This window comes from Klebsiella pneumoniae complex sp. WS1778 (genome assembly GCF_049472055.1).
Taxonomy (GTDB): Bacteria; Pseudomonadota; Gammaproteobacteria; order Enterobacterales; family Enterobacteriaceae; genus Klebsiella; species Klebsiella quasipneumoniae.
In genome coordinates this window covers 586,971-603,193 of sequence record NZ_JBKGTJ010000003.1, presented here as the reverse complement: position 1 = coordinate 603,193, position 16,223 = coordinate 586,971, and the positions used below count along the sequence as shown (strand labels likewise).

The 16,223-nt window shown below is 60.7% G+C and carries 17 protein-coding genes; 14 read left to right on the top strand and 3 right to left on the bottom strand.

Annotated elements, in window-relative coordinates; all coding sequences use genetic code 11:
• Positions 1-12 precede the first annotated feature (12 nt).
• Positions 13-1,284 carry a PTS sugar transporter subunit IIC gene (locus ACLEXF_RS17495; protein ID WP_004205636.1) on the bottom strand — a complete coding sequence of 424 codons (1,272 nt, stop codon included), beginning with the start codon at positions 1,282-1,284 and terminating at the stop codon, positions 13-15.
• Between the two features lie 177 nt (positions 1,285-1,461).
• Between ACLEXF_RS17495 and ACLEXF_RS17490 the strand changes: the two genes are divergently transcribed.
• The 9 genes from ACLEXF_RS17490 to ACLEXF_RS17450 all read left to right on the top strand — a co-directional run bounded on the left by ACLEXF_RS17490 (position 1,462) and on the right by ACLEXF_RS17450 (position 9,038).
• Positions 1,462-1,776: a PTS sugar transporter subunit IIB gene (locus ACLEXF_RS17490; RefSeq protein ID WP_002914979.1), complete on the top strand. Its 315-nt coding sequence runs from the start codon at positions 1,462-1,464 to the stop codon at positions 1,774-1,776.
• Between the two features lie 9 nt (positions 1,777-1,785).
• A complete protein-coding gene (locus ACLEXF_RS17485) occupies positions 1,786-3,108 on the top strand; it encodes a PTS sugar transporter subunit IIC (RefSeq protein ID WP_004205635.1) in 1,323 nt (440 codons plus the stop codon).
• Between the two features lie 23 nt (positions 3,109-3,131).
• Positions 3,132-3,446: a PTS lactose/cellobiose transporter subunit IIA gene (locus ACLEXF_RS17480; protein WP_002914983.1), complete on the top strand. Its 315-nt coding sequence runs from the start codon at positions 3,132-3,134 to the stop codon at positions 3,444-3,446.
• Positions 3,447-3,496: 50 nt separating this feature from the next.
• Positions 3,497-4,411, top strand: coding sequence for an ROK family protein (locus ACLEXF_RS17475; RefSeq protein ID WP_023318996.1), 915 nt, complete (start codon positions 3,497-3,499; stop codon positions 4,409-4,411).
• 56 nt (positions 4,412-4,467) lie between these two features.
• The gene (locus ACLEXF_RS17470) at positions 4,468-5,430 is read left to right on the top strand and encodes a LacI family DNA-binding transcriptional regulator (protein WP_004205633.1); all 963 of its coding nucleotides are present in this window, start codon (positions 4,468-4,470) and stop codon (positions 5,428-5,430) included.
• 179 nt (positions 5,431-5,609) lie between these two features.
• Positions 5,610-6,527, top strand: coding sequence for a metal ABC transporter substrate-binding protein (locus ACLEXF_RS17465; protein WP_032456514.1), 918 nt, complete (start codon positions 5,610-5,612; stop codon positions 6,525-6,527).
• Positions 6,524-7,345: a manganese/iron ABC transporter ATP-binding protein gene (locus ACLEXF_RS17460; RefSeq protein WP_043520723.1), complete on the top strand. Its 822-nt coding sequence runs from the start codon at positions 6,524-6,526 to the stop codon at positions 7,343-7,345. The genes ACLEXF_RS17465 and ACLEXF_RS17460 overlap by 4 nt, the downstream gene beginning before the upstream one ends.
• Positions 7,342-8,190, top strand: coding sequence for an iron/manganese ABC transporter permease subunit SitC (sitC, locus tag ACLEXF_RS17455; RefSeq protein ID WP_048325503.1), 849 nt, complete (start codon positions 7,342-7,344; stop codon positions 8,188-8,190). The genes ACLEXF_RS17460 and sitC overlap by 4 nt, the downstream gene beginning before the upstream one ends.
• On the top strand, positions 8,184-9,038 hold the full coding sequence (locus ACLEXF_RS17450; protein WP_023319001.1) for a metal ABC transporter permease: 855 nt from the start codon (positions 8,184-8,186) through the stop codon (positions 9,036-9,038). Before sitC ends, ACLEXF_RS17450 begins: the two co-directional genes overlap by 7 nt.
• A gap of 69 nt (positions 9,039-9,107) precedes the next feature.
• On the opposite strand, the gene ACLEXF_RS17445 is transcribed toward ACLEXF_RS17450, so the two are convergent.
• Positions 9,108-9,449 (bottom strand): nitrous oxide-stimulated promoter family protein, encoded by a 342-nt coding sequence (locus ACLEXF_RS17445; RefSeq protein ID WP_074377604.1) that lies wholly within the window; start codon positions 9,447-9,449, stop codon positions 9,108-9,110.
• Between the two features lie 77 nt (positions 9,450-9,526).
• Positions 9,527-9,820: a SelT/SelW/SelH family protein gene (locus tag ACLEXF_RS17440; protein ID WP_048295863.1), complete on the bottom strand. Its 294-nt coding sequence runs from the start codon at positions 9,818-9,820 to the stop codon at positions 9,527-9,529.
• 215 nt (positions 9,821-10,035) lie between these two features.
• On the opposite strand from ACLEXF_RS17440, the gene ACLEXF_RS17435 reads away from it, so the two are divergent.
• The 5 genes from ACLEXF_RS17435 to ACLEXF_RS17415 all read left to right on the top strand — a co-directional run bounded on the left by ACLEXF_RS17435 (position 10,036) and on the right by ACLEXF_RS17415 (position 16,083).
• Complete coding sequence (locus ACLEXF_RS17435) at positions 10,036-12,399, top strand: TonB-dependent receptor domain-containing protein (RefSeq protein ID WP_017899164.1); 2,364 nt, start codon at positions 10,036-10,038, stop codon at positions 12,397-12,399.
• Positions 12,400-12,469: 70 nt separating this feature from the next.
• The gene (locus ACLEXF_RS17430) at positions 12,470-13,501 is read left to right on the top strand and encodes a hemin-degrading factor (protein WP_080841374.1); all 1,032 of its coding nucleotides are present in this window, start codon (positions 12,470-12,472) and stop codon (positions 13,499-13,501) included.
• Positions 13,498-14,316 (top strand): heme/hemin ABC transporter substrate-binding protein, encoded by an 819-nt coding sequence (locus tag ACLEXF_RS17425; RefSeq protein ID WP_407259614.1) that lies wholly within the window; start codon positions 13,498-13,500, stop codon positions 14,314-14,316. Before ACLEXF_RS17430 ends, ACLEXF_RS17425 begins: the two co-directional genes overlap by 4 nt.
• The gene (locus ACLEXF_RS17420; RefSeq protein ID WP_049004712.1) at positions 14,316-15,311 is read left to right on the top strand and encodes a FecCD family ABC transporter permease; all 996 of its coding nucleotides are present in this window, start codon (positions 14,316-14,318) and stop codon (positions 15,309-15,311) included. The genes ACLEXF_RS17425 and ACLEXF_RS17420 overlap by 1 nt, the downstream gene beginning before the upstream one ends.
• Positions 15,304-16,083 (top strand): heme ABC transporter ATP-binding protein, encoded by a 780-nt coding sequence (locus ACLEXF_RS17415; protein WP_080841375.1) that lies wholly within the window; start codon positions 15,304-15,306, stop codon positions 16,081-16,083. Before ACLEXF_RS17420 ends, ACLEXF_RS17415 begins: the two co-directional genes overlap by 8 nt.
• Positions 16,084-16,223 lie beyond the last annotated feature (140 nt).

Genomic DNA, 16,223 nt, shown 5'->3' with positions numbered 1-16,223 from the left:
ACGGCGAGGGGATCAGCGCTCGGTTTCCGCGAGCTGGCGTTCGTAAACTTTGAAGAAGGGGCGATAAAGCATCCAGGCGTTAAACATCGCGAACAGGCTCATGCACAAATTTTTCCAGCTGCCGTTCGCCGACCATGCCGCCCCCAGCGGAGAAGGCATCGACCAGGGTAGCATCGCCACCGCGCGATCGAGGATGCCCAGCTGAGTCAAATACCATGCAATACAGGCATTTATCAGCGGAACAAAGAGAAACGGCAGTAAAAAAACCGGGTTCATGATCACCGGAAAACCAAACAGTATCGGCTCGTTGATATTAAACAGCGACGGCAGCAGGCCAATTTTGGCCACGCTTTTCAGCTGCCGTGAGCGGCTGCGCATCGCCATCAATACCAGCGGCAGAGTGGAGCCGATACCGCCGATCAGCAGGTAAAAATCCCAGAATCCCTGCAGATAAATATGCGGCAGCGTTGGCGAACCCGCTGCCAAAGCCTGCTGATTTTCAAACAGATAGGTCATCCAGAAGGGGTTCATAATCCCGGTGATAATCAGCGCGCCGTGGATACCGATAAACCAGAGTAAGTTACAGATTAACAAAGAGATAAGTACCGCCATCAACGTGTCGGACGCCAGCACCAGCGGTCGCACCGCTTCGCTGATTAGCTCCGGTACGATGCGCCCGGTCGTCTGCAGCAATATGGCATTCATCACGCTTATCGACAGCATCACCACCAGCAGCGGGATCAGCAGTTGAAAGCCATTGCGAGTCATCAGCGGCACTTCATCAGGCAGGCGGATACACCAGCCTTTTTTGTAGAAAAAACGAATTATCTCAATGGAATAGGTACTGGATATCAGGGCGGTAAATATCCCCATGCCGCCGAGATAAACGTTGCTCACCGCAGTCTCGCGAAAGCCAATAAACAGCAGAAAAGCCAGACACCCGGTTAAACCACAGAGCCGTTCCGGCAGACGGTACTGCTTGGCGAGACTGGCGCTGGCGCCGAAAGCGACAATCAGCGCCACCAGGCCAATGGTTAGCTGAAAGGTCGGCAGCAGGATAGGCCGCAGCAGCAAATAGACCTGGCCGAAACGCGAGGCGCCGTCGATGGAAACGGGCGGAAACAAAATGGGAACCAACAGGCTGCCAACAATCACAAATGGCATCGCCAGCGCAAAGCTATCGCGCATCGCCGTAATGTGGTTGTTGCGCGTCAGAACATTCGCCAACGGCGCCAGCCGCTGCTCGATGATGTCCACGGCCACATTCATTAACTGAATGTTCATACTCCTACCTTTGCGAATGATTGTCTCGCCGGGATGATCGCCCACAACACCGGAAAGTGAAAGCCTGCCATAGGTGATCATGGTCACAATAAATAAATCCATAAATGGAAAGCGCTTTCCGTAATGCATCCATTTTGACTATAGTCCGCACATCCAACCTCATCAGGAGCGGTACTTATGAAAAAAATTATGTTGTGTTGTTCGGCAGGCATGTCCACCAGCCTGCTGATGAAAAAAATGATTGCGGAAGCCGAACAGCGGGGCCTGCCGGTAGAGATCAACGCCTATGGCGTAGCGGAGTTCGCCGAACAGGTTGGCCATTATCAGGTGGTGCTGCTGGGGCCGCAGGTGAAATACATGCAGCAGGATTTGCAAAAGCAGGCGGATAAATACGGTATCCGCGTCGAACCCATCAATATGATGGACTACGGCATGCAAAAAGGCGCCGCAGTCCTTGATTTCGCCCTTTCCCTCATCGAAAACAAGAACTAAGGAAAGATCATGAGCTCTCTGTACGCTAAATTGATCGATGTGATCGAACGGCAGATCACGCCTATGGCGGGAGCGATCGGCCAGCAAAAATACGTTACCTCCATCCGCGACGGTTTTATTACCGCCCTGCCCTTTATGATCGTCGGCTCGTTTTTGCTGGTGTTTATCTTCCCGCCGTTTTCTCCGGATACGACGTGGGGCTTTGCCCGCGCCTGGCTGCAATTTTCGCTCGATCATCGCGAGGCGCTGATGCTGCCGTTCAACTTCAGCATGGGGGTGATGACCCTGTTTATCGCCGTCGGGATCGCCGCCAGCCTCGCCAAGCACCATCACCTGGACTCATTGACCGCCGGGATGCTGTCGCTGATGTCGTTTCTGCTGGTCGCCGCGCCGCTGAAAGATGGCCAGATCTCTACTGCCTACTTCTCCGGCCAGGGGATCTTTACCGCCATTCTGGTGGCCATCTATTCCACCGAGCTGTACGCCTTCCTCAAGCGACATAACATCACCATTCGCCTGCCGCCGGAAGTGCCTGCCGGGGTAGCGCGCTCGTTCGAGATCCTGATCCCGGTGCTGGCGATCATCCTGACGCTACATCCGCTGAACCTGTTTATCGAGGCCCAGCTGGGGATGATCATTCCGGAAGCGATCATGTCGCTGGTGAAACCGCTGGTCGCAGCTTCCGATACGCTGCCGGCGATCCTGCTGTCAGTGCTGGTCTGTCAGGTACTGTGGTTCGCCGGGATCCACGGCGCGCTGATCGTCACCGGGATCATGAACCCGTTCTGGATGGCCAACCTGTCGGTCAATCAGGCGGCGATGGCCGCTGGCACCGCTATCCCGCACATCTATGTCCAGGGCTTCTGGGATCACTATCTGCTGATCGGCGGCGTCGGCTCAACCCTGCCGCTGGCGCTGATGCTGCTGCGCAGCAAGGCCGTGCATCTGCGGACGATTGGCCGGATGGGCGTGGTGCCGGGCGTATTTAACATCAACGAACCGATTCTGTTCGGCGCGCCGATCATCATGAACCCGCTGTTCTTCCTGCCGTTCGTGCTGGTGCCGATGGTCAACGCGACCCTGGCGTACTTTGCGCTGAAGCTGGACCTGGTCAGCCGCGTAGTGTCGATGACGCCGTGGACGACGCCGGCCCCTATCGGCGCCTCGTGGGCGGCGAACTGGAGCTTTAGCCCGGTGATCCTGTGCCTTATTTGTATGGCCACCGCCATGGTGATGTACCTGCCATTTCTCAAAGCTTACGAAAAACAGCTGCTGGCCCAGGAGCGTGAAAACGCCGTCGACCAGGCTGACAACGCGGCGCAAACCGCTTAACGCTAACGATTCAGAGGATAATCATGGAATTAGAAGAACAGGTGATGGGGATCATCATCAACGCCGGCCAGTCCCGTAGCCTGTGCTACGAAGCGCTGCACGCCGCTAAAGCGGGTGATTTCGCCACCGCCGACGCCAAAATGCAGGAAGCGGCGCACTATTCCCGCGAAGCTCACCTTGTGCAGACCCAGCTTATCGAAGCTGACGAAGGCGAGGGAAAAACCAAAATGACGCTGGTGATGGTCCATGCTCAGGATCACCTGATGACCTCCATTCTGGCGAAAGAGCTGATTGCCGAACTGATTGCGATTTACCGCGCGCAACCGCTTCACGCCTAGCGCCTTGCCCGGCCAGACGTGCTGGCCGGGTCTGATTCCCCGAGGTCACTATGTTACATCTTGGAATAGATATTGGCGGCACCAAAATGGAGGCCGTACTGCTGGATCCCGCAGGCGAATGCGTCCAGCGCCTGCGTCGGCCAACCCACAAAGAGAGCTATGACGCCTTTATGCGTCAACTGCTGACCCTGATTGCCGATATGCGCGCGGTCAGCCCGCAGCCGTTCACTCTGGGGATCGGCCTGCCCGGGGCTATCGATCCGCAAAGCGGACGCATTAAAAACTGCAACTGCCTGGTGCTCAACGGCCACGATCTGCGCCGGGATATCATGCAGCAGCTTGGCCAACCGGTGTGGATGGCAAACGATGCCGACTGCTTCACCCTTTCCGAGGCGGTCGATGGCGCCGGCGCCGGCGCCACCACCGTCTTCGGGGTGATTATCGGTACCGGCTGCGGCGGCGGGATCGCCGTTCATCAACAGCTGCTCAGCGGCCCCAACGCTATCGCCGGAGAGTGGGGACATAATCCGCTGCCGGGCTATACTCCTGAGCGCGATGGCCCGCCGCAGCCCTGCTACTGCGGCAAAACGAACTGCATCGAAAGCTTTGTTTCCGGCACCGGCTTCGCCCGCCGCTACGGGGAACAAGCGCGTGCGGAAGCCATTGTCGCCGCAGCGCAAAACGGCGATCCGCGCGCGCTGGCCCACTGGCGTCATTTTATCGACGCCTTTGCCCGCAGCCTGGCGTCAGTGATCAACATTCTCGACCCGCAGGTGATTGTGCTGGGCGGCGGTTTGTCCAACGTCAGCCAGATCTATCGCGATCTGCCTGCCGCCATCGTGCCGTGGATCTTCTCCGACAGCTGCCGCACGCAGATCAAACCGGCCCGCTTCGGCGACGCCAGCGGCGTGCGCGGCGCGGCCTGGCTGCCCCGGTTGCCCGGCGCCGCGGACGGGCCTCGGTAGACACTTTTTTCAGCAGGTATGTTAAGCTAGGCGAAAATGTCCAGACAGAAAAAGCCATGCCAACGATTGATGATGTTTCAAGATTAGCGAATGTCTCAAGAGCGACGGTTTCCCGCGTGCTGACCGGCACCCGGGGCGTGCGCGAAGAGAGCCGGGAAGCTGTGCTGCGGGCCGTTGAAGAACTCAACTATCGCCCGAGCTTTGCCGCGCAAAACCTCGCCAGTCAGACATCCAGCCACGTTGGCCTGGTGATTTCCGCGCAGGACGAGAGCCACGGCGCGCGTCTGTTGCCGCTCCTCTCGCAGGCGCTGAAAGGGCTGAATAAAAGCCTGCTGGTCCAGTACGTCAGCGACCCGGTAGAGCAGGCGGCGGCGATCGACGATCTGCAGCGCCAGTGCGTGGCGGTGGTGGTGCTGGGCGCCGTTGCCGCCGACGCGCCGCGCAACGTTATCGCCTTTGACCGCTTCGGCGTCGCTGGAAGCAACAGCCAGGGCTATGACTTCGCCTTCGCCACCGAAAGCGCCTGCCGCTATGTGATTGGCAAGGGACACCGCAACATCGCCCTGCTGGTGGACAGCGATAGCGACGATGCCAGCCGCCAGATGCTGGAAGGCTACCGCAACGTCCTGCAGAACTACTCCATTCCTTTTAACCGCCAGCTGGTGCTGACGGCCAACGATGATGTCGAGCAGGCGCTGCTGACCTTAATTAACAGCTTCAGTAAATACTCAGTCATTATCGTTAAACGCGACCGCTACGCGGCTGAAGCAATGCGCCTGCTGCGCGAATTCACCATCGCCGTCCCGCAGGAGGTCTCCCTGCTGAGCCTTGAGGATTCCCCCCTCGCCTCGCTGCTCTATCCGCCGCTGACCTGCATCTCATGGCCACTGGAGGCGCTGCTGGATAACTGTATTCAGCGTATTCGCAGCCTGATAGACGACCGGCCAACGTTCACCGCCGAGGGCCGCTCGCTGGCCGGCCGCCTGATCCCGCGCCAGTCGGTCGCCGATATCTCTTGATCTCCGCCCGGTTCGCGCCGGGCCAACCTTGCCTCCCCTTTCTCGCGTTTTCGTTTCCCGGCTCATTATTATCCCCGCACGCAAATAAGAATTATTTTCATTTATAAATAGCTTGTGCTATATAACATAGCAATTGCTATAAACGCTGAGAAATTAACCACACCATTGCGAGGGATCCTATGCTGCATCTGACACCGCTGAAATCATTGCTGCTGGCCAGCGCGCTGGCCCTGCTGGCCGCGGCGCCGGCCTCGGCGCAGGAGAAATTCAGGGTTATCACCACCTTCACGGTTATCGCCGATATGGCGCAGAACGTGGCCGGCGATGCCGCCGTCGTCAGCTCCATCACCAAACCGGGCGCGGAGATCCACGACTACCAGCCCACCCCCGGCGATATCAAACGCGCGCAGGGGGCGCAGCTGATCCTCAGCAATGGTCTCAATCTCGAACGGTGGTTTGCCCGCTTTTATCAGCACTTGCAGGGCGTCCCGGAGGTGGTGGTCAGCGAGGGGATCCAGCCGATGGGCATCAGCGCGGGCCCCTATAGCGGGAAGCCCAATCCCCATGCCTGGATGTCGGCAGATAACGCCCTGATCTATGTCGATAATATTCGCGACGCGCTGGTGAAATACGATCCGCCTCACGCCGACACCTATCGCCGCAACGCCGAGGCCTACAAAGAGAAGATCCGCCAGACGATGGCGCCACTGCAGGCCAGACTGGCGCAGCTGCCGGAGGATAAGCGCTGGCTGGTCACCAGCGAGGGAGCCTTCTCCTATCTGGCCCGCGACTATGGCCTGCACGAACTGTATCTGTGGCCGATTAACGCCGACCAGCAGGGTACCCCGCAACAGGTACGCAAAGTTATCGACACCATGAAGAGAGAACAGATCCCGACCATCTTCAGCGAAAGCACCATCTCCGATAAACCGGCCCGTCAGGTGGCGCGCGAAGCCGGCGCCCACTACGGCGGCGTGCTGTATGTCGATTCGCTGAGCGCCGCCGACGGCCCGGTGCCGACCTGGCTCGACCTGCTGCGCGTCACCACCGAAACCATCGTCAACGGTATCCAGGACGGGATGAGGAAACAGCCATGAATACAGCGCAAGCGGGTCTGTATGTCGAACAGCTCACCGTTACCTGGCGCAACGGCCACACCGCCCTGCGCGACGCCTCGTTCAGCGTACCACGCGGCGCCATTGCCGCGCTGGTGGGGGTTAACGGCTCGGGTAAATCCACGCTGTTTAAAGCGCTGATGGGCTTTGTGCGCATCGGTCACGGCGAGATCGCCATACTCGGCCAGCCGGTCAATCGCGCGCTGCGCCAGAATCTGGTCGCCTATGTCCCGCAGTCGGAAGAGGTGGACTGGTCCTTCCCGGTGCTGGTGGAGGATGTGGTGATGATGGGCCGCTACGGCCATATGGGCTGGCTGCGGCGGGCAAAGCCGCGCGATCGCGAAATCGTCGATGCCGCGCTGGCCCGCGTGGGCATGAGCGAGTACCGCCATCGGCAAATTGGCGAGCTCTCCGGTGGGCAGAAAAAGCGCGTCTTCCTTGCCCGCGCCATCGCTCAGCAGGGTCAGGTGATCCTGCTGGATGAGCCTTTTACCGGCGTCGATGTGCAGACCGAAGCGCGGATCATCAGCCTGCTGCGCGAGCTACGCGATGAGGGCTGCACCATGCTGGTCTCTACCCATAACCTCGGGTCCGTAAGTGAGTTTTGCGATTATACGGTGATGGTAAAAGGCACCGTGCTGGCCAGCGGCCCGACAGAAACCACCTTCACCGCCGAGAATCTGGAGCGGGCTTTCAGCGGCGTGCTGCGCCACGTCGCCCTCACCGGCGCGGAAGCGCAGATTATCACCGATGACGAGCGGCCGTTTATCAGCCGGCGCGCGGCGGGAGGACCACGATGAGCTGGCTGCTGGAGCCGTTTGGCTATCACTATATGCTCAATGCGATGTGGGTATCGGCGCTGGTGGGCGGCGTCTGCGCCTTTCTCTCCTGCTACCTGATGCTCAAAGGCTGGTCGCTGATTGGCGACGCCCTTTCCCACTCGATTGTGCCCGGCGTCGCCGGGGCCTATATGCTCGGCCTGCCGTTTGCCCTCGGCGCGTTTCTCTCGGGCGGCCTGGCGGCGGGCAGTATGCTGTTTTTGCAGCAGCGATCGCGGCTAAAAGAGGATGCGATTATCGGCCTAATCTTCTCCTCCTTCTTCGGTATCGGACTGTTTATGGTGTCGCTGAACCCGACGTCGGTGAATATCCAGACCATTATCCTCGGCAATATTCTGGCCATCGCCCCGGAGGATATTATCCAGCTGGCGGCGATCGGCTTTATCTCGATGGCGATCCTGCTGCTGAAGTGGAAAGATCTGATGGTGACCTTCTTCGATGAAAACCACGCTCGCTCGATTGGTCTGAACACCCGCGGCCTGAAGCTGCTGTTCTTTACCCTGCTGGCGGCCTGCACCGTAGCGGCGCTGCAGACCGTCGGCGCCTTTCTGGTCATCTGCCTGGTGGTCACTCCCGGGGCCACCGCCTGGCTGTTAACCGACCGCTTCCCGCGCCTGCTGGCCATCGCCGTCGTCATCGGCAGCCTGACCAGCTTCTTCGGCGCCTGGCTCAGCTACTATCTCGACGGCGCCACCGGCGGCATTATCGTGGTGGCGCAAACGCTGCTGTTCCTCATCACCTTTATCTTTGCGCCGAAGCATGGCCTGCTGGCCAACCGCCGCCGCGCCAGGGAGGCTGCATGCTGAATCTGTTCCTGGCTCCGTTTCAGTTTCCATTTATGGTCAACGCGATAACGGTATCGATGGTCGTCGCCGTGCCCTGCGCGCTGCTGTCGGTCTTTCTGGTGCTTAAAGGCTGGGCGCTGATGGGCGACGCCATGAGCCACGCGGTATTTCCCGGCGTGGTGCTGGCCTACATTATCGGCATCCCCTTCGCCATCGGCGCGTTTATCGCCGGGCTGCTGTGTGCCGTAACGACCGGTTTTCTTGACGATAACAGCCGCCTCAAACGCGATACCATTATGGGAATTGTCTTCTCCGGCATGTTTGGCGCCGGGCTGGTGCTGTACGTAGCGATCCAGTCCGACGTCCATCTCGACCATATTCTGTTCGGCGACATGCTGGGGATCTCCCTCAGCGATATTGGACAAACGGCGGCTATCGCGCTGGTGATAGCGCTGATTATCGGGCTGAAATGGCGGGATTTTTTGCTGCACGCCTTCGATCCGACGCAGGCCAAAGCCAGCGGCCTGCGCGGCGGGCTGCTGCACTACGGCCTGCTGTGCATGATCGCCCTGACCATCGTCGCGACGCTGCAGTCGGTAGGGATTATTCTGTCGATTTCGCTGCTGATTGCCCCCGGGGCGATCGCGCTCCTGCTGGTACGGCGCTTTATCCACGCCCTGCTGCTGGCGGTGGCAGTGGCGGTCTGCTGCTCGGCGGGAGGGGTGTGGCTGGCGTTTTATCTCGATAGCGCGCCGGCGCCGACTATCGTGGTGCTGTTCACCGCGCTGTTTGTGGTCGCCTTTGTGGCAAGCACGATCCGGGATAGCCGGAAACAGAAAACTTCAGCAACCATCCCCGGCGGCGGCTAACGCCTTACCGGGGCTACAAAAAACGCGAGTTGTCCGCCGGCTGCGCGCCGCGCAGGCCGGGGAAGGCCGCTATTTTTTCGGTCGGTATTTTTCCGGCAGCGGCGGCACCGGCCGCCTGTCATCCAGCAGATGGCGAAGGGTCAGGATCGGGTGACGCCAGAGCATTCGCGGCCCGGCCCAGCGCATAATCTGCTTCATCTCTTCGCGCTTCGCCGGCTGGTAGCAATGCACCGGACACTGCTTGCAGGCCGGTTTATTGTTGCCAAACACGCACTTATCAAGGCGCTTATCGGCGTAGGCGTTCAGCGCCTGATAGTGTTCGGCGTCGTCGCGGGCCTCCGGACAGCGGCGCTGATAAAGCCCAATCATCCGACAGATCGTCTGCTTTTCACGTTCGATGCGTTTGCCCACCGTCAATTTCCCTCCCCACAAAAAGATGCATCAATAATACACCTTTTAAGCCGGCCACGCAGCCGCTTTCCTAACGATCAGGTCGGGTTAGCGGGTTTATCAACATGCCCCAATGCTTTTTCCGGGAAGCAGAGATCGCGCACCCGGCGTTTCAGCTCTGCCGCATCCGGAAAGCCGCCATCCTGCTTGCGCTCCCAGATCTGCTGGCCGTCGATATCGATAGTGAAGATCCCGCCGGTGCCCGGCACCAGCGTCACCGAGGCGATATCGGTGCTGAAGGTGTGTAACAACTCCTGCGCCATCCAGCTGGCGCGCAGCATCCAGTTGCACTGGGAACAATAGGTGATGGTGATAGCCGCTTTTGAATTCATCGTCATCTCGCTCAGGCTGAAAGGGCACAGTGTAAACAAAGTGCAGTTTAAATGAGGAATACATCAACATTTTGTTGCAAACGATAATACCTATCATTACCATTCGTAATCAACAAATGGAGTTAGACCCTATCCGCAACGGAAAAGACGGAGCAACCTGCAACTCTGGAAGTAACGCGTGAGCCGATACTAATAACGATCAAGGCGTGGCGACTATGTACAAATCGACTCCGTCAGCAGCAGGGTGTAAAAAACGCCTGCTGGTGACCTCTTTGCTTGCAGCAATTTATCAAACTTCTGCCGTCGCAGCAGGCACTTCCGCCATCGGCGGCGAGGCGGTGGATGACACCTCGGAACAAATGACCGTCACCGCTCCCGCGCCGGCGCAAAAAGCCGGTAACGAGCACAGCATCAGCGCCCGGGAGCTGGAGGATAAAGGCGCTAACGATTTCGGCTCAATCATGCGCTATGAGCCGCTCATCAGCGCCACCGGGGCCAGCGGCGGCTCCGGCAACGGCAAAAGCGGCTTCGACCGCGGGGGCTACACCGGCTACAACATTCGCGGTATGGAGAGCAACCGCGTCGGCATCGACGTGGACGGTATCGCCCAGCCCAACGCCACCGGCCGTGGCTACGTCGGTCGCGCCGGGCTCAACACCTTCGGCATCGGCCGCGATTATATCGACCCCTATATGTACGGCAGCGTGGATATCCAGTCCGGCGCCACCTCGACGGAAACGGCCAACAGCGCCATCGGGGGGAATGTCTCCTTCCGCCCGAAATCGGCGGATGATTACCTGCGCCCGGGCAAAACCAGCGCCTTCGGCTATCGCAGCGGCTACGACTCCGCGGATCGCAGCTGGCACAACGGGGTGACCGTCGCCGGCGGCGATGAGTTCCTGCGCGGCATTTTGGTCTACAGCCGCCGCGATGGTCAGGAAACCGAAAATAACAGCGGCACCGTCGATGCCTACCCGGCGAACTGGCACTCCGATGCCTTTCTGGCCTCCGGGATCTGGCAGCCCAACGACGAGCACAAGCTAACCAGCACCTTCGACTATTACCATAAAACCAACCACACCCACTACGATACCTGGGACTCCAGCGGCAACAGCACCATCGGCACCGCCAACCAGACCAGCCAGACCCGGCGCTGGGGCCTGAGCCTGAAGGATGACTGGACGCCGATGAATGACTACCTCGACAGCGTCTCCAGTAAAATCTATTACCAGCATACCGAAGCCCATGACTGGACGTATATGCCGGACAGCGTCACCCGCAGAATGCAGACGGTGAACTCCAACTACGACACCGACACCTGGGGCCTGCAGACCGCACTGGCGAAAACCCTGGGCCGCCACGATCTGAGCGCCGGCTTTAACGCCAGCACCAGCAAAACCCAGCGGCCGTTCAGCCAGTCGCCAATCCCCAGCGTTTACAGCGAGATCATGCAGCCGGAGGCGGATAGCCGCAGCTACACCCTCGGCGGTTTTGTTCAGGATAAGATCAACTTCGATCTCGATAGCCACAATTTCGCCATTATTCCCGGCGTGCGTGTGGTACATCAATCGACGAAGCCGGAAAATCTGTCCGACCTCGCCGCCAACAGCAGCGCGCTGACCGAATCGTCAGTGGCCAGGCTGTATGGTAAAAACAGCGATACCCAGGTTCTGCCGTCGTTGACCTTCCAGTACGACCTCACCCCGCGTCTGATGACCTACCTGCAGTACCAGCGCGGGGCGCAGTTCCCCAACGCCAGCCAGCTGTATGGCTCCTGGAACCTTGGCTCCAGCTACGCCGGCAGCCAGCAGTATGCCCTGATCGGCAATACCGATCTGAAGACGGAAACCAGCGATAATCTTGAGTGGGGACTGAAGGGGGAAGTTACCGAAGGCATCACTCTGCGCACGGCGCTGTTCTACAACAGCTATAAGAACTTTATCGCCTATACCCGCTATACCCGGGCGAATAATCCGGGCCAGTTCACCAACGTGCCGTCGAATATCTACACCATTTATCAGGCGGAAAACCGCGATAAAGCCTATATCTACGGCGGTGAAATCAGCACTAAATTTAACTTTGGCACCTGGTATGAGCAGGTGGACGGCCTGAGCGCCACCCTCGCCCTCGGCTATAGCGAAGGGAAATCGAAATCCAGCTACAGCGGCGATAAATACGTCGACCTCGACAGCGTAGCGCCGATGAAAGCCATCGTCGGCGTGGCGTGGGACGATCCGGCGAAACGCTACGGCACCGCCCTGACGGCGACCTTCGTCAAAGGGAAACAGGCGACCGCCACCAATCGCGAAAGCTACAGCAACAGCGGATCCGCCATCACCGATGCCAGCAGCGACTATATGCGCGTGCCGGGCTACGGCATGCTGGACTGGACCGCGTACTGGCAGGTAGCGAAAAACGTGCGCCTCAATGGCGGGGTCTACAACCTCACCGATCGTAAATACTGGGATTACCTGAGCAGCCGCAATATCGAGACCGGCACCAACCAGGACGCCAACGATAAAGCGCTGGCGGTGATGCCGGGCCGCACCTGGCAGCTCGGAGTCAACGTCGACTTCTGATTGCCCGAATAACCACTCACCTGCCCCGGCCCACCGGCCGGGGATATTGATCATCGAGAAGGATATAATTATGCCCAATGCCCACCCCGATTTGTGGCAGCGCTACCAGGCCACCAAAGCGGCCAGCGCCGCGAAATATGCCCGCGATATCGCCGCGGAAATGGGGATCAGCGAAGCCGAACTGACCGCCGCCCGCCTCGGCCATGATGCCGTGCGCCTGAGCGATGACGCCCGGGCGCTGATTGCAGCCCTGGAGCGCGTCGGTGAAACTAAATGCATCTGCCGCAACGAGTATGCCGTGCATGAGCAGGTCGGCCAGTTCACGCACCAGCACCTCAGCGGCCACGCCGGGCTGGTGCTCAACCCGCGCGCGCTCGACCTGCGTCTGTTCCTCAGCCAGTGGGCCAGCGCCTTCCATCTGAACGATAACGGTCGCCAGAGCATTCAGTTTTTCGACCACCACGGTGACGCCCTGCTGAAAGTCTATGCGACCACGCAGACCGACATGGCGGCCTGGGACACCCTGATCGCGGAGTATCGGGTGGCGGCCCCGGCACCGCTGACCCTGCGCCCGCTGGAGCCGGTGAAATATGCCGAGAGCGCCGATGGAGCCGCGCTGGAGAACGACTGGCGCGCGATGACCGACGTACACCAGTTCTTCGGTCTGCTGCGTAAATATCAGCTTTCCCGCCAGCAGGCCTTCCGTCTGGTGAGCGACGACCTCGCCTGCCGCGTTGATCGCCATGCGCTGCCAGCGTTACTGGAGACGGTGCGCCAGGAGGGCAATGAAATCATGATCTTCGTCGGCAATCGCGGCTGCGTGCAGATTTTCACCGGCGCCCTGGAAAAGCTGGCGCCGATGCGCGGCTGGCTGAATATCTTCAATCCCACCTTTACCCTCCATCTGCGCGAAGAGAGCATCGATGAAGTGTGGGTGACCCGTAAGCCGACCTCAGACGGACACGTCACCAGCGTCGAGCTGTTCGCCAAAGACGGCACCCAGATTGCCCAGCTCTATGGCCAGCGCAGCGAGGGCCACCCCGAGCAGGGGCAATGGCGCCAGCAGGTGGATCGTCTGACCCGCGAAGGACTGCCCGCATGATGCGCTGGTTACTGCTTCTCATCGCCTTCCCGCTGCTGAGCCACGCCGCTGTGGAGCGGCTCGTCACCCTCGGCGGAGATGTCACTGAGATCGTCTATGCCCTTGGCGCGCAACAGAGCCTGGTCGCCCGGGACAGCACCAGCAGCTGGCCCCCGGCGGCGCAAAAACTGCCGGATGTCGGCTACCTGCGGCAGCTGAACGCTGAGGGGATCCTCGCATTACGTCCGCAGCTGGTGTTAGCGAGCGCCCAGGCGCAGCCCTCGCTGGTCTTACAAAAGGTGCAGGCGAGCGGCGTGAAGGTGGTTAACGTGCCTGGCGGCGAAAACCTGGCCGCGATCGATAAAAAAGTGGCCGTCATTGCCGAAGCATTAGGCAAAACCCCGGCAGGCGACGCGCTGCGCCAGCAGCTTCAGCAGCAGATCGCCGCCATTCCAACGCAGCCGATTGCCAGGCGGGTGCTGTTTATTCTCAGCCACGGCGGAATGAATACCCTGGTGGCCGGGCAACACACCGCGGCCGATGGCGCCATTCGCACCGCCGGTCTGCAGAACGCGATGCAGGGCTTCGACCACTATCGGGCGATGTCGCAGGAGGGAGTAGCCGCCAGCCAGGCGGATCTGGTGGTGATCTCCGCCGATGGTCTCAAAGGGATGGGCGGCGAAGCCGGGCTGTGGAGCCTGCCCGGCCTGGCGCAGACCCCGGCGGGGCGTCATAAACAGCTGCTGACGATCGACGACATGGCCCTGCTCGGCTTTGGGCCGCGCACCCCGCAGGCAATTATCGCGCTGCGTGAAAAAGCGGAGCAACTGCCCTGATGCGCCCTGCCCTCGCCCGCCGTTTGCTGATGATGACGCTACTGCTGGTTTCGCTGACGCTGTTCGCCACCACCCTTGGCGCGATGCGTTTGCCGCTGGCCAGCCTGCTGCCCGCCGGGGATGAGATGCTGCGCCATATCTGGCTGACCATCCGTCTGCCACGGGTGCTGCTGGCCCTGCTGGTAGGCGCGGCGCTGGCCCTCTCCGGCTGCGTGATGCAGGGGCTGTTTCGCAACCCACTTGCCGACCCGGGCCTGCTGGGCATCAGCAGCGGCGCCGCGCTGGCGGTGGCCTGCTGGCTGGTGCTCCCGCTTTCCGCATCGGGGCTGATCGCCCTGTATATGCCGATGCTGGCGGCGTTTATTGGTAGCCTGGCAGTGATGGTGGTGATTTTTATCCTCAGCCGGGCGGAGGAGGGTTCGCTGTCGCGCCTGCTGCTGGTAGGGATCGCCATCAACGCGCTGTGCGGGGCGCTGGTCGGCGTGCTGGCCTGGCTGAGCAACGACGCCCAGCTGCGCCAGCTGTCGCTGTGGGGCATGGGCAGCCTGGGCCAGGCCGAGTGGCCGACCCTGCTGGTGGCTACGACCCTGATCATCCCGGCGGCGCTGGCGGTGTGGTGGATGGCATCCCACCTGAATCTGCTGCAGCTCGGCGATGAAGAGGCGCACTATCTCGGGGTCAACGTGCGGGCGCTGCAGCGCTGGCTGCTGCTGTGCAGCGCGGTGCTGGTGGCCGCGGCGGTGGCCATCAGCGGAGTCATCGGCTTTATCGGCCTGGTGGTGCCGCACCTGATGCGCCTGTGGCTGGGGCCGGATCATCGCGGGCTGATCCCCGGCTCGCTGCTGGCCGGCGCCATCCTGCTTCTGCTGGCCGATACCCTGGCCCGCACCGTAGCGGCGCCGGCGGAGATGCCGGTCGGTCTGCTCACCAGCCTGCTGGGCGCCCCCTGGTTTCTGTGGCTGGTCTTTCGTCGGGAGAACTCCAGACATGGCTAATGCATACTGCGCCCAGGGTCTGTCACTTCGCCTTGGTAAACGACAGATTATCGACAACGTCTCCGTCGCGCTGCGCGGCGGCGAGATGACGGCGCTTATCGGGCCGAACGGCGCAGGCAAATCCACGCTGCTGCGGCTGCTTACCGGGTACCTGACTCCGGATAGCGGCACTCGCCATCTGGCGGGCACGCCGCTGGAGGAATGGTCACCCGAGGCGCTGGCGCGCCGGCGGGCGGTCATGCTGCAGCGCACGGCCCTGCAGGCTGACTGGACGGTGGAAACGGTCATCGCCATGGGGCGCTCGCCGTGGGGTCCGACCGCGGACCCGTCGGTGCTGGCGGCGGTAATGGCCGTCACCGGCTGCGATGAACTTGCCGGCCGCCGCTATCCCGGCCTCTCCGGTGGCGAGCAGCAGCGGGTACAGCTCGCCCGCTGTCTGGCGCAGCTGTGGCGCGACGGCGCGCCGCAGGGCTGGCTGTTTCTTGATGAACCCACCTCGGCGCTGGACCTTTACTATCAACAGTATCTGCTGCGCTTGCTCAAACGGCTCACCGCCGGCGGGCAACTGCACGTGTGCGTGGTGCTGCATGACCTTAACCTCGCCGCCCTGTGGGCCGACCGCATCCTGTTGCTTCACCAGGGCCATCTGGTCGCCCAGGGCACGCCGCAGGAGGTGTTCCAGCAGCCGGTTATCCATCGCTGGTACGGGGCGGATATCCGCCTCGGCCAGCATCCGGACAACGCGGCCCCCCAAGTCTATCTGGCGCCGTAACCCCCACGCGGCGCAACTGGAATCCGGATCGCGCCGCGCGCGTTCGTCAGTTTCCCTCGCCTGCCCATCTCCGTTATCATGTCTCATCCATGTGATAACGACGAAAACAACAAAATCGCAGCCATTTCAAATCAGGGATC

Excerpts from the sequence above, each read along its gene's own strand:
- ACLEXF_RS17460 (WP_043520723.1), top strand. The coding sequence starts at position 6,524 with ATGAATACAGCGCAAGCGGGTCTGTATGTCGAACAGCTCACCGTTACC.
- ACLEXF_RS17415 (WP_080841375.1), top strand. The coding sequence starts at position 15,304 with ATGGCTAATGCATACTGCGCCCAGGGTCTGTCACTTCGCCTTGGTAAA.
- ACLEXF_RS17495 (WP_004205636.1), bottom strand. The coding sequence starts at position 1,284 with ATGAACATTCAGTTAATGAATGTGGCCGTGGACATCATCGAGCAGCGG.
- ACLEXF_RS17450 (WP_023319001.1), top strand. The coding sequence starts at position 8,184 with ATGCTGAATCTGTTCCTGGCTCCGTTTCAGTTTCCATTTATGGTCAAC.
- ACLEXF_RS17440 (WP_048295863.1), bottom strand. The coding sequence starts at position 9,820 with ATGAATTCAAAAGCGGCTATCACCATCACCTATTGTTCCCAGTGCAAC.
- ACLEXF_RS17420 (WP_049004712.1), top strand. The coding sequence starts at position 14,316 with ATGCGCCCTGCCCTCGCCCGCCGTTTGCTGATGATGACGCTACTGCTG.
- ACLEXF_RS17475 (WP_023318996.1), top strand. The coding sequence starts at position 3,497 with ATGTTACATCTTGGAATAGATATTGGCGGCACCAAAATGGAGGCCGTA.
- ACLEXF_RS17485 (WP_004205635.1), top strand. The coding sequence starts at position 1,786 with ATGAGCTCTCTGTACGCTAAATTGATCGATGTGATCGAACGGCAGATC.
- ACLEXF_RS17480 (WP_002914983.1), top strand. The coding sequence starts at position 3,132 with ATGGAATTAGAAGAACAGGTGATGGGGATCATCATCAACGCCGGCCAG.
- ACLEXF_RS17435 (WP_017899164.1), top strand. The coding sequence starts at position 10,036 with ATGTACAAATCGACTCCGTCAGCAGCAGGGTGTAAAAAACGCCTGCTG.
- sitC (WP_048325503.1), top strand. The coding sequence starts at position 7,342 with ATGAGCTGGCTGCTGGAGCCGTTTGGCTATCACTATATGCTCAATGCG.
- ACLEXF_RS17465 (WP_032456514.1), top strand. The coding sequence starts at position 5,610 with ATGCTGCATCTGACACCGCTGAAATCATTGCTGCTGGCCAGCGCGCTG.
- ACLEXF_RS17470 (WP_004205633.1), top strand. The coding sequence starts at position 4,468 with ATGCCAACGATTGATGATGTTTCAAGATTAGCGAATGTCTCAAGAGCG.
- ACLEXF_RS17425 (WP_407259614.1), top strand. The coding sequence starts at position 13,498 with ATGATGCGCTGGTTACTGCTTCTCATCGCCTTCCCGCTGCTGAGCCAC.
- ACLEXF_RS17490 (WP_002914979.1), top strand. The coding sequence starts at position 1,462 with ATGAAAAAAATTATGTTGTGTTGTTCGGCAGGCATGTCCACCAGCCTG.
- ACLEXF_RS17430 (WP_080841374.1), top strand. The coding sequence starts at position 12,470 with ATGCCCAATGCCCACCCCGATTTGTGGCAGCGCTACCAGGCCACCAAA.